Here is a 12,440-nt window from a genome sequence, read left to right as displayed (position 1 = left end):
CATATGAGGAGGGTATTGGCGTTTTTACCTGAAATCAGGCGGGAAATCCCGGAAAGCCTTATGATGCGGGATGTGCAACTTTTTGGCGAAACCGGTTCTTAGCTGTTGGTCAACTCGCTGTATTTCAGGGACACGATACGGGCGATATTTGTCCATTCCTCAATCCGGTCGTCTTTACCAATCAAAGACAGATAGGCCATATCGATCTGGCTTTCGACATCCTGACTGTTTTCGCGATCTGCGATTTCGCGTGTCAGGTGCTGGGCCACATAAATCGCGGTCAGGGCGTTCATATCCTTGTGGGGCAGGTCCATCGGGCGATGGTGATAGGCAACTGCCTGAATGACCGGTGCCGGGAACCCCCAAAGACCAAGAAGATAGGCGCCGATTTCGGCATGCCCGGCCCCGAATTGTTCGGTTTCGGCCTGATCGATGGAAATGCCTTCGATTTCGACACGCTTGGTCACAGCGTCCATTTCATCTGGCCGGTTGGCATAAAGAATAAGCGTGCCGATGTGGCTAAGCATCCCGATACAGGGAACTGCGTGGCAAATATCACGGGGCAGCTTTTCATATTCGGCGATCAGAGCAGCGGTAACGCCGATTTGTTGACTGCGATGGCACAGGCGTTTGAGGTTCGCCGCCTGACGGGGCGGGCCGTCAAAGCCGCGATACAGACCTACAAACAGGGCAAGCGCCTTTAACGTTTCCATGCCCAGCATCCTGACCGCGTGGGCAACGGACGCGACATTCTGTGTGACCGCAAAATAGGACGAATTGGTCAGTTTCAGGACCTCGGTCGTCAGGGCGATATCAGATTCAACGATTTTGGAAATGCTGTCGAGATTGTAGTTCGGGTCTGAAAATGCGTTTTCGAGGCGTATATAGGTGTCGGGCGGGGAGGCCAGACTTTTGGAATCTGCGACCAGTGTCCGCAGCTCCGGACTTTGAAGAAGCTGACGAAGACCCAGTGCATTTTCAATGCTGTCGATCAGGGTCTGATTATCGCACGGTTTACTTAGAAACTGGTGGGCCGGACCGATGGTGCGCAGGTAGGACGCATTGTCCGCATGGCCGGTCAGGATGATGCGCACAGCATCGGGATGGGTTTCCTGAAGTGTTTCAAGCAGGGTGATGCCATCCATTCCCGGCATCTGGATGTCAGAAACGATCACATCGAAATTCATGTCTTTGGCAAGGGCCAGTGCATCCGCACCGCTTGTCGCGAAATGCAGATTCCATTTTGGACGCGCACTGCGAAGTTGCCGTCGCAATCCGGACAGAATGTTGGTGTCGTCATCGACAAACAGGATGTGGTGCATGTGCTTGATTCAATTCTGATCGTTTGACTGTCCTTGCAGATGGTCGTTGTGACAGATCAACACAAGATTGGCGGATTAAATCAGAAAGGTCTGAAATATGCATTCGGTTCCGGCTTGGCCGATACGATCGAAATTATGGGTCGAAGAAATGTCGTCCACGAATGACGCAAGGCAATGAGTTCTGGTATTGAATTTCTATACAAGAGTATATAAATATATGGTGTAAGGTCCTATATTCAAACCACTTTTTGCCCAAATGTCATATTTTGTCAGAATGTAAATCAGCAAGGACAGGTACACTCATAAAAATGAAAACAAAGAGCATTTGCGTATTGTCTTATGATCGACGGGAGCACGATCCATTAAATGACAACGCGTTCAGAACTGATTGACGCGATAAAAAAGCACCAGCTGTATGTTTTGAAGCAGCCAGGGGGCAGGCGCATGCAATTGCGCAATGGAAACTTGTCTCGCATCAAGATGAGCAAGGTCAGTCTTGAAGATGCTGTACTTCCGGGATCGAACTTTATTCAGGCAACAATCCGTGATGTGAAGTTTGATTTCTGCGATCTTTTTGGCACCAACTTTGTCGAAGCCGATCTTGAAGGGTCGAGCTTCATCCGTGCTGATTTGCGCGGGGCAAATATGGCGCGTGCCAAACTGCGCCACGCCAACCTAAAGGGGGCTGATCTTCGGTCCGGGGTTATGGTGATTGTTGATGCCGGACGAGAAAAAAAGGTCAAGCGCACCACCGATCTTGCCAATGCCGATTTGCAGGGCTCGATCCTTTCGGGGGCCAATATGGCCGAAAGCAATCTTTCCGGGGCAAGATTGGCGGATGCCGATTTAAGCGATGCCAATATGTTTGCGGTCAATCTTGCCGGGGCGGATTTGAGTGGGTGCAACCTTTCGGGGGCCAAGCTTAAGAACGCAAACCTTAAAGGTGCACGGTTAAAGGACAGTTTGCTTGTTGGCACCGATCTTACCGGGGCCAACCTTCGCAATGTCGATTTGTCTTCGGTGGATTTGTCGCAGGCCAATATTGCCAACTCGATTGGAAGCAAAGCGGTTGCGCCACTCCCCGAAGATATCCGGGAACTGATCAACAGTCACACCGAATGGCTGACCAGCGGGGGCGTTGCCGGAAGCCCATTGAATGTGACCGGGCGTGATTTGTCCGAACTTGATTTTTCGGGGCTGGATTTGTCGGCAGCCTGTTTTGATGACTGCATCATGCGGGGTGTTTTGTTTGTTGATGCGATCCTTGCGATGACGTCAATGCGCAATGCCGATCTCAGTCGTGCGCGGCTTAGTGGTGCGATCATGAACGGCGTGCGGATGTCCTATGCCAATTGCAGCAAGGTCATTTGTCAGGGGGTTAAGTTTGGTGGCGTTGAACAACGCGATGCCAAAGGAAACAAGACCGGTGACGTCTGGCGCGCAGATTTGACATCTGCCGATTTTTCGCAGGCCGACCTTCGAAACTCGGTCTTCGAAGCGCCCCAGATGAAGGGCGTCAAATTGTGCAAAGCCAATATTGCCGGTGTGGCTTTTGGCGAGACAGATCTAAGCGAAGTTGACCTTAGTGGTACCAATATCGGTTCTATCCTGAGTGGCACGATTCCGGAATAGTATTGGCCGTCTGCCCGATACCCTGTCCATCAAGATAGGGTACAAAGAACGAATTCCTCCGCTAGAAATAAAACGCGTATTAGCGTGATGCGATTTGCATTGCGCGGCACCTGATTGTTGCAGTTTATTAGGTGAATAAAAATCAACGCGATCTCGCCTTGGGGGACTTTTGGTGACATGACAGAGCGTGCCGAGCTGATTGATGCAATCAAATTGCATCAGCTTTATCTTAATCAAAAGCCCGGCGGCCGACGGATGCAGGTTCGTAATGGAAATCTGTCCCGTATCAAGATGAGCAAGATCAGCTTGCAGGAAGCCGTCCTGCCCAGTGCCAATTTCATTCAGGCAACTGCGCATCATGTCTGCTTTGACTATTGCGATCTGTTCGGCGCGAACTTTGTTGAAGCTGATCTTGAAGGATCAAGTTTTCTCAGAGCTGATTTGCGCGGTGCCAATATGGCGCGAACCAAGCTGCGCTATGCCAATCTGACGGGTATTGATCTTCGGGCCGGGATAATGGTGGTGCTTGAAGGCAGTCAGCATCGCCCGGTCAAGAAAACCACCGATATGAGTAATGCCGACCTTGAAGGTGCGATGATGTGGGGTGCGAACCTTGCCGGTGCCAACATGTCCGGATCGCGGCTTGCCCATACGGATATGAGTGACGCCAACATGTTTGCCGTCAATCTTGAAGGCGCGGATTTGACCGGCTGCAACCTGAACGGGGCCAAGCTGCGCAACGCCAACCTTAAAGGGGCGAAGCTTGCCGGGTGTGAGCTTGTCGGGGCGGATTTGAGTGGTGCCAATCTGCGCAATGTCGATATGACCGATGTGGATTTAAGTCAGGCAAATACATCCTATTCCATCGGCGGCGGGACGCCGACGGCACCGTTGGCCGAGGACGTCCGTGATCTGGTGAATGGCCATAGTGAATGGCTTGCCACCAGCGGGAAAACCGGCGTGCCGATGATTGCGATCGGGCGTGATCTTAGCGGGATGGATTTTTCGGGGCTGGATTTGTCAGGTGCGTGTTTTGATAAATCCGATCTGCGCGGGGCGTTGTTTGTCGATACCATCCTTGCCATGTGTTCGATGCGCGAAACCAACATGCAAAAGGTCAAGATGAACGGTGCGGTCCTTGATGGTGCACGCATGTCCAATGCCGATTGCTCGGAAGCTGTATTTCAGGGTGTCAAATTTGGCGGGGTCGATCAACGCGACAAAAAGGGCGAGAAAACCGGAACTGTGTGGCGGGCCGATCTGAGTAACGTGAATTTCGAACAGGCGGATTTGCGCAACTCGGTCTTTGAGGAAGCCCGCATGACCGGGGCCAACCTGACCAAGGCCAATATCGCCGGTGTTGCTTTTGGCGATACCGACCTTAACGAGGTCGAACTTGAAGGCACCAATATCGGTTTGATCCTGAACGGTAATGTTCCGCGCCGCAGATAGCCGCATCCATATCCATATGCGGTGCCCAAAAGAAAACGCCGTCCGGTAAGGGACGGCGTTTTTGTATTTTTGATGCCAGCAGATGGCAGATCAGCTGCGGTAATCCGCATTGATCGAAATATAGCCATGCGTCAGATCACAGGTCCAAACCGTGGCAGCACCGTCGCCAAAGCCAAGATCGGCGGCAATTTCGATATACTGACCCTTGATATGGGCATCGACCGGGCCTTCGTCATAATCGGCAACACGTTCGCCGTTCTTGGCAAGCGTAATGCCGCCGATTGCGACGGTAAGCTTGTTGGGATCCGCCGTTACACCGCATTTCCCGACCGCCATAACAATACGGCCCCAGTTGGCGTCTTCACCGGCAATCGCGGTTTTAACCAGCGGCGAGTTGGCAATTGCCTTGGCGGCAATTTTGGCTTCCTTCTCGTTCACGGCACCGGTGATGTTGACGGTAATAAATTTGGTTGCGCCTTCACCGTCACGAACGATCTGATGGGCAAGATCGCGCAGAACGCCTTCAAGCGCATCCTTGAATTCGGCGATTGCCGGATCGGTGACATCTGATACCGACGCATTTCCGGCCTTGCCGGTTGCTGCGAGCAACAGGGTGTCCGAGGTCGAGGTGTCGCTATCAACGGTGATCGCATTGAAGCTGCGATTGTTGCAATCAGACAGCAATGCCTGAAGGACATTGTGCGGGATTGCCGCATCGGTAAAGACAAAGCCCAGCATGGTGGCCATGTTCGGTTCGATCATGCCCGAACCTTTGGCGATGCCTGCGATGGTGACTTTGGTACCGTTGATGTTGGCGGTGGCCGACGCGCCCTTGGGGAAGGTATCGGTGGTCATGATCGCCTTGGCGGCATCAAGCCAGCTTGCGTCATTTGCCAAAAGATCATCGATTGCATCGGTAATGCGGTTTGCCGTGGTCGGTTCGCCGATCACACCGGTTGATGCGGTAAAGATTTCGTTCTTGGCACAGCCAAGTGCACTTGAAGCACGTTCGACCTTGTCTGCGACGAACTTTTCACCTGCTTTGCCGGTAAAGGCGACCGAGTTGCCGGCATTGACAAAGAATGCACGTGCCGTCCCGCCCTTGAGTGCCTCGCGTCCCCAGCGAACTGCCGCCGATGCGGTGGTCGATGTCGTAAAGACACCGGCAACCTGGGTGCCGGTTTCAAGTTCTGCAAACAGAACGTCCGGGCGGCCCTTATAGCGGATGCCAAGGGTTACGGTATGCAGTTTGACCCCGGCAATAGCCGGAAGGTCTGGGAATGATGCGGGGGCAAGCGGTGAAAGCGAAGTCGCAACCATCTGTGCAAATTCCTTAAATGGACAAGTTTGTTTTATCCTGCCGCAATGGTGACGAAAAGCAAGCAGCAGAATGCATTTATTCCGATACAGGATCGGCAAAACAAACGGGGCGAAGCCATTGGCCGCACCCCGTTTGGTTCAAGCGAATTCCAGATCAGTCGGCTTTAAGCCAAGCTGATTAGTTCTTCTTTTCTTCCGCCGGAGCATTCTTCGCAGCTTCTTCTGCTGCTTTTGCGGCTTCGATTTCGACATTGTTGACGATATCGGCCTTTGCGCGCAGGTCATCTACAATGCCGTCGATGGCATCGCGGGTAACTTCGGCAACAAGCTGCTGGCGAACTTCTTCAAGGGTCGGCTGCGTGCCTTCCTTGATTTCTTCAACCTTGATCACGTGCCAGCCGAACTGGGTTTGAACCGGTTCTTTGGAATGGGTGCCTGCTTCCATTGCGAAGGCGGCATCTGCAAACGGTTCAACCATGTCGCCGCGGCTAAAGAAGCCGAGATCACCACCATTCGGGCCGGACGGGCCGGTGGATTTTTCCTTGGCGAGTTCGGCGAAGTCCGCACCGTCATCAAGTTCGGCGATGATGGCTTTGGCGTCTTCTTCGTTTTCCAGCAGGATGTGGCGGGCATGGACCTGCGGTTCCGGCTGGTTGCTTGCGACGAATTCGTCATACTTTGCCTTGATGGCGTCTTCGGTGACGGCATCGTCAAGGGCGCGATCAAGGTAGGTTTCTGCAACGACGCGGCGCTCAAGCGCTTCTACGCGTGCCTTGACTTCTTCGTCATCGGCAAGGCCTGCATCACTACCGGCAATCATCAGCAGGCGCTGATTGATTTCACGGGTCAGAAGATCCGCTTTGAGCATCTCGAAAGGAAGCTGGCGATATTGTTGCGGCAGACCCTGCTGGGTTGCACGGACTTCGGATTCCAGAATTTCTTCGCCATTGACCGTCGCCAGAACCGGGTCTTCTTTCGGCGCGGCATCCTGTGCCAAGACAGGGGATGCAAAAATGACGGATGCCAGCGACGCGGCAAGAAGGGTATTGCGCAGCATAGTTTCTCCAGACTTTAATTTCGCGGGCTTCAAGCCCAGTGCCTCTCTCCACGGGTAAATCACATAAGCGGATTATGCACAAGGCTTCGCCGTGGAAGTCCGGCTTTTTCGCAAAGCATTCTGTCCAAAATGTGAAATGCTTAAATTCCCGATATTTTATATGCGTATCGGGCGAAAATGCTGGTCCGGGTGCCGATTAAACAGACAGACCAGGCACGCATAGCTGTCGGGTATCCTGATGCACCGGTGCAGGAATTGCTGTTTTGTGAAATTTGGCGGCCGTGTCTAGGCCTTTACGTCAAAGAAGACTTCACCAATCTGCCCAACCGATCCGTCATCCCGTTCGAATGCGGATCGTGCGACCAGATCACCGCCAATCAGGCGCTGATCAACCGGGGTGATCATGGATAGTGAAATCGACTTGATACCGGCATCGGTCAGGCTTTGCTGGCTGCCATCGGCACGCAGCAGCACAAGGGATGAAAATACCCCGTCCTGTTTATCAATCAGGCCATCAAGATTGTCGTCATATTTGGCAAGTTCTTCAAAACCGTCCTTGGCCCCATTTTGATCGCCAAACAGTTCGCGGCCATCATTGATCTTGCCATCGCCATTGCGATCAAGGGCAAGCAAGGCATCCGCACCACGTATCCAGGCGGTCTGATCCAGGGTGCCATCCCCATCAATGTCGAACTGTTTGCCATTTTCGAGGCTGGTAATGTCGATACCGTTGCCATCAAGATCAAGGATCAGCGGGTCTTGCTGGAAGGCTTGGGCAATTTCGATGCGGACCATTTCGATATGGGCTTTGAATTCCGATATCGAGATGTTGGCCTGCCCGCCGATTTGGGAAAATTTGGCTTCAAAGGCACTGAAATCAATCTCGACCCGGCTGGAGGAGATGGACAATTCGCCAAGATTAACCTGACCGTTTCCGGTGCTGATATTCAGTGACAGTTCCTGTGCCGAAATCGCCCGGCCAGAACCGTTTGCCCCGGATATGCCAAGCTCGCCCGGGTCGCCGCCGGTCATCGCATTGGCAATTGCGCGCGCCTTTGCCGGGGGGACACCCATCATGGCAAGAACGATAAAGGCCTCGCGGTTCATGCGGGTTTGGGCTTCGTCCATTGCCGGTTTAAGGGCATTGAACACATCAAGGGCGCTTGATGTGAATTCGAATACCGGCCCCTGAAAAGCATCAAGGCTTTGTTCGATGCGCTGGTTGGCTTCGATGCTGAGATCAATCTGATCAACAATCGACCGCTGACGGGCAATATTGCCCTCGTCTGATGATTTGCCACCCGAAGGCGCGCCATCATTGGTCACAGCACTTTGTGCCGGGGCCTGAGACGCGGCAAGTGCGGCGGCATTTTGATGTGCCGTCGGGTTTGTCAGTGTGCTGTGGTCAAACATTCAGCGCCTCCTTCCTGAAGGGCTGCGGGATGTCAGATGACATCCCGTGCGTCGTTAAATCAGAACATCCTGTTGCTGGGACGGGTCCATCACCGGGACAGTTTCGCCTGTCGGGAAGGTAAAGGTTGCGTTCCCGCCATCCTGGCCAAAACGTCCCATTGGCATCAACATATCAACGGTCAGTTTCAGCTGATTGTCACCTGAACCCTCCTGCGGGGCGGCCTGACTGATGCTGCGTACGATTAGGGTTGCCTGTTCCATGAATTGTTCGGTGATCTGCGCATTCAGCGCCGCCATCCGTTCGGCAGCAATCGATTGACCGGTCGCCGGCGTTGAGGTGCCGTTTTCGCCGTCAGTGGTCTCGCTGTTGTCAGAGCCAACGGTTGCATTCATCAATTCACGAATGAATTCGGCGACTCCGTTGTCGTTAATATCAAACAGCAATCCGCCATTATCCGCATTGGCCGGGTTGCCAAGCATATCGACAAGCGATCCACCACCAAGCCCGTCCATGACGGCGCCAAGTGCGCCCAAAGCAGCGCCCATGCTGTTGCCAATGGCAATGGCTTCGGTGCGTACGACTTCGATCTTGGCGGCCTGATAGTTAAACGAGAATTCGCCGGTTTCGTTATTGATGCTGATATCAAGTGACTGAACCGCCATCATGGCAGATTCAGAAACCCCGACAGCGGCACCATTGGCACCGGCATAGGATATCGCAGTTTTACTGTGACTTGCGATGGCCTGATCAAACGAAAATTCAAACTGGTCCTGACCCTTGGCGGCATCACGAATGCCGTCAAACATCGCATCGGTTGCGGCAATCGCGTCTTCCTCGGTCATGCCGGACAGGGCAAACATTTCCTGAACGCTGCCGCGAATCATCTCAAGCGACGCATCAAGGGCGCGTTCAAACACCTCTTCGGTGCTCAGCGGTTTACTGGAAAGGGATTTGCCGTTAGCAGGAACAAGCTGTTGGGTTTGGTTCTGTGCCGCCAGAGCATCGTCGGACAGGGCAACCGGATCAATCCGGGTACGCGCATTTGCATCTGCCTGCGCGGAATCCTGACTTGTTGCCGGATTGGGTTTGCCAAGGGTCTGACGCGCATCGCCGAGGGCAGATTGGCCCTGTCGGAACGGATTAAGCGCGGAGAAATCTACCATTTCCTCCTCCTGAGGATATCTTTGGCGTGTGGATCAGGGTATCCCCCGATAGCCAAAACAGAGCTACATGCTCGTTTAAGTTTAAAACTGTGGAGCAAATAATACGTTTTTTTTGTGCTTTTCTCAAGCCCGAAGGCGCCAGAAGAAGTTTGTGTGTTCTGCAATGAATGTTTTGTCCGGTTTGACAGTCCCTTGAGACAAGGGTTTTCGCGTTCGTGGCGGCTAAATCTCCGCCCAACATTAGTGATATTGGTTCGTTCCGTTGACAGATGGCAGACAGGGTTCTATCTGTGATCGGGCTCGGCTTTCTGCCGTTGCCTATTTCGTGTCTTTATTCATTTGTTCAGGAACGTATTAATGCTCGGCGTCATTGCCCGGAAAATTTTCGGTTCAGCTAACGATCGTGAAGTCAAAGCCCTGCGGGCCACGGTCGAGCAAATCAATGCCCTGGAACCCGATGTCGAAAAGCTGTCTGACGACGAACTGCGCGCCCGCACAGACTGGCTGCGCGAACGTCTCAAGAATGGCGAGAGCCTGACAGATATTCTGCCTGATACCTTTGCCACCATCCGCGAGGCATCCAAGCGTGTTCGCGGCGAACGTCATTATGACGTACAGCTGCTGGGTGGGATGGTGCTGTGTCAGGGCAAAATTGCCGAAATGAAAACCGGTGAAGGTAAAACGCTTGTTTCGACCTTGCCGGTTTATTTGAATGCGCTTGAAGGCAAGGGTGTTCATGTCGTGACCGTCAACGACTATCTTGCCCGCCGTGACGCGGAATGGATGGGCGAGGTTTACGGCTTTCTTGGTCTTTCGGTTGGCGTGATCATGCATGGCATGACCGATGAACAGCGCCGTGAAGCCTATGGCTGTGACATCACCTATGCGACCAACAACGAGCTGGGCTTTGATTATCTGCGCGATAACATGAAGTTCCGCCTCGAAGACATGGTGCAGCGCCCGTTCAACTTTGCGATCGTCGATGAAGTCGACTCGATCCTGATTGACGAAGCCCGTACTCCGCTGATCATTTCCGGCCCGGCCGAGGACAGCTCGGAACTGTATCGTGCAATTGATGTACTGATCCCGAAGCTGACCGCAGAAGACTTCGAGAAAGACGAAAAAGCCCGTGCCGTGACCCTGACCGAAGAAGGGACCGAGCACGCGGAACAGCTTTTGATGGAAATGGGCATCCTGACCGAAGGCACGTTGTATGATGTTGCCAACGTTCACCTTGTGCATCACGTCAATCAGGCCCTTCGTGCGCACAAGCTTTTCCAGAAAGACACCGATTACATCGTCAAGGACGACAAGGTCGTCATCATTGACGAATTCACCGGTCGTATGATGGAAGGCCGTCGCTATTCCGATGGTCTGCACCAGGCGCTTGAAGCCAAGGAAAATGTGAAAATTCAGAACGAGAACCAGACGCTTGCGTCGATCACGTTCCAGAATTATTTCCGTCTCTATCCGACCCTTGCGGGCATGACCGGTACGGCAATGACCGAGGCCGAGGAATTCGAGGAAATCTATAGCCTGAAGGTTGTCGAAATCCCGACCCATCGCCCGGTTGCCCGTAAAGACGCCGATGACGAGATTTATCGTACGGCCAATGAAAAATGGATCGCGATTTCCGAACTTCTGGCCGAATGCCACGAACGCGGCCAGCCGGCCCTTGTTGGTACTGTTTCGATCGAGAAATCGGAAATTCTGTCGAACCTTCTGAAACAGAAAAAAATCCCGCACGAAGTTCTTAATGCCAAGCAGCACGAACGCGAAGCATTGATCGTGGCACAGGCCGGTGCGCCGGGCGCAATCACCATTGCGACCAACATGGCCGGTCGTGGTACGGACATCAAACTTGGCGGCAACGTCGAGATGCGTGTTGAAAACGAACTTGGCAATGTTACCGACGAAGCCAAACGTGCCGAAGCGATTGAAAAGATCAAAGCCGAAGTCAAAGCCGATCAGGAAAAGGTTCTGGCGGCTGGCGGTCTGTTTGTGATCGGGACCGAGCGTCACGAATCACGCCGCGTCGATAACCAGCTTCGTGGTCGTTCCGGTCGTCAGGGTGATCCGGGTGGCTCGAAGTTCTTCCTGTCGCTTGAAGATGACCTGATGCGTATTTTCGGGTCCGAGCGTATGGACGGTATGCTTCAGAAACTTGGTCTTCAGGAAGGTGAAGCAATTTACCATCCGTGGATCAACAAGGCGCTTGAAAAGGCCCAGCAGAAAGTTGAAGCGCGCAACTTCGACATTCGTAAGAATGTCCTGAAGTTTGACGATGTCATGAACGATCAGCGTAAGGTCGTTTATGAACAGCGCCGTGACCTGATGCAGGCAAAGCATGTTGCCGAAGACGTCGCAGACATGCGCGCCGAAGTCATCGAAGAGATGGTTGATAAATTCTGCCCGGCCAAAGTTTATCCCGAACAGTGGGAAGTCGCGAGCCTGCATGAAGAGATCACCCGTCTGCTTGGCTTGAACCTTCCGATTGCGGATTGGGTCAAGGAAGAAGGCATCGATCAGGAAGTCATGCGCGAGCGTCTTGAAAAAGCCTCGTCCGAGAAGATGGCTGCCAAGGTCGCGAATTATGGTGCCGATATCATGCGCCAGGTCGAGAAAAGCCTTGTTCTTCAGCTTCTGGACCAGTCGTGGAAAGAGCATCTTCTGGCACTTGATCATCTGCGTCAGGGCATTGGTCTGCGCGCCTATGGTCAGCGTGACCCGCTGAACGAATTCAAACGCGAAGCCTTCAACATGTTCGAAGGTATGCTGGCAAACCTGCGTGAACGTGTGACCCAGATGTTGTCCCATGTTGAATTGCAGTCTGCCCCGCGCCCCGAAGACCTTGAGGCCCGCCGTCCTCAGCAGGAAATGCACGAAAACCGTGACGAACTTGATGGTGACGAACAGGGATCAGAAGGCGGAACCGTTCAGTCGCGTCAGGCCGCTGGCGATGCAAACCCGAATGATCCGTCGACCTGGGGCCGTGTTGCACGCAACCAGCTTTGCCCGTGTGGTTCTGGCAAGAAATACAAACATTGCCACGGTCAGCTTTCCTGATCGGAATGCTGAGT

General features: G+C 53.3%; 8 protein-coding genes. 3 read left to right on the top strand and 5 right to left on the bottom strand.

Annotated features, from left to right (window positions below):
* Positions 1–98: 98 nt before the first annotated feature.
* Positions 99–1,322 (bottom strand): response regulator, encoded by a 1,224-nt coding sequence (locus TH19_RS04510; protein ID WP_114101126.1) that lies wholly within the window; start codon positions 1,320–1,322, stop codon positions 99–101.
* Positions 1,323–1,766: 444 nt separating this feature from the next.
* Here TH19_RS04510 and TH19_RS04505 point away from each other — a divergent pair, with 444 nt between their 5' ends.
* Positions 1,767–2,954, top strand: a complete 1,188-nt coding sequence (locus tag TH19_RS04505) for a pentapeptide repeat-containing protein (RefSeq protein WP_258547826.1) — start codon at positions 1,767–1,769, stop codon at positions 2,952–2,954.
* A gap of 177 nt (positions 2,955–3,131) precedes the next feature.
* Positions 3,132–4,406 (top strand): pentapeptide repeat-containing protein, encoded by a 1,275-nt coding sequence (locus TH19_RS04500; RefSeq protein WP_114101124.1) that lies wholly within the window; start codon positions 3,132–3,134, stop codon positions 4,404–4,406.
* A gap of 90 nt (positions 4,407–4,496) precedes the next feature.
* On the opposite strand, the gene argJ is transcribed toward TH19_RS04500, so the two are convergent.
* From argJ to TH19_RS04480, 4 genes are all read right to left on the bottom strand, one after another.
* A complete protein-coding gene (gene argJ / locus TH19_RS04495; RefSeq protein WP_114101123.1) occupies positions 4,497–5,726 on the bottom strand; it encodes a bifunctional glutamate N-acetyltransferase/amino-acid acetyltransferase ArgJ in 1,230 nt (409 codons plus the stop codon).
* A gap of 178 nt (positions 5,727–5,904) precedes the next feature.
* Positions 5,905–6,783: a peptidylprolyl isomerase gene (locus TH19_RS04490; protein WP_114101122.1), complete on the bottom strand. Its 879-nt coding sequence runs from the start codon at positions 6,781–6,783 to the stop codon at positions 5,905–5,907.
* Between the two features lie 285 nt (positions 6,784–7,068).
* Positions 7,069–8,196, bottom strand: a complete 1,128-nt coding sequence (locus TH19_RS04485) for a hypothetical protein (RefSeq protein ID WP_114101121.1) — start codon at positions 8,194–8,196, stop codon at positions 7,069–7,071.
* A gap of 54 nt (positions 8,197–8,250) precedes the next feature.
* On the bottom strand, positions 8,251–9,360 hold the full coding sequence (locus tag TH19_RS04480; RefSeq protein WP_114101120.1) for a hypothetical protein: 1,110 nt from the start codon (positions 9,358–9,360) through the stop codon (positions 8,251–8,253).
* A gap of 357 nt (positions 9,361–9,717) precedes the next feature.
* On the opposite strand from TH19_RS04480, the gene secA reads away from it, so the two are divergent.
* On the top strand, positions 9,718–12,426 hold the full coding sequence (gene secA / locus TH19_RS04475; RefSeq protein WP_114101119.1) for a preprotein translocase subunit SecA: 2,709 nt from the start codon (positions 9,718–9,720) through the stop codon (positions 12,424–12,426).
* The last annotated feature ends 14 nt before the right edge of the window (positions 12,427–12,440 follow it).

Origin of the sequence: Thalassospira profundimaris (genome assembly GCF_003326675.1) — a bacterium.
GTDB classification, from domain to species: domain Bacteria; phylum Pseudomonadota; class Alphaproteobacteria; order Rhodospirillales; family Thalassospiraceae; genus Thalassospira; species Thalassospira aquimaris.
Note: the sequence above shows the minus strand (reverse complement) of the source record. Positions and strands in the feature narration are given on the sequence as shown.

Coding starts and splice junctions, on each gene's coding strand:
- TH19_RS04510 (WP_114101126.1), bottom strand. CDS start 1,322: ATGCACCACATCCTGTTTGTCGATGACGACACCAACATTCTGTCCGGA.
- TH19_RS04505 (WP_258547826.1), top strand. CDS start 1,767: ATGCAATTGCGCAATGGAAACTTGTCTCGCATCAAGATGAGCAAGGTC.
- TH19_RS04500 (WP_114101124.1), top strand. CDS start 3,132: ATGACAGAGCGTGCCGAGCTGATTGATGCAATCAAATTGCATCAGCTT.
- argJ (WP_114101123.1), bottom strand. CDS start 5,726: ATGGTTGCGACTTCGCTTTCACCGCTTGCCCCCGCATCATTCCCAGAC.
- TH19_RS04490 (WP_114101122.1), bottom strand. CDS start 6,783: ATGCTGCGCAATACCCTTCTTGCCGCGTCGCTGGCATCCGTCATTTTT.
- TH19_RS04485 (WP_114101121.1), bottom strand. CDS start 8,196: ATGTTTGACCACAGCACACTGACAAACCCGACGGCACATCAAAATGCC.
- TH19_RS04480 (WP_114101120.1), bottom strand. CDS start 9,360: ATGGTAGATTTCTCCGCGCTTAATCCGTTCCGACAGGGCCAATCTGCC.
- secA (WP_114101119.1), top strand. CDS start 9,718: ATGCTCGGCGTCATTGCCCGGAAAATTTTCGGTTCAGCTAACGATCGT.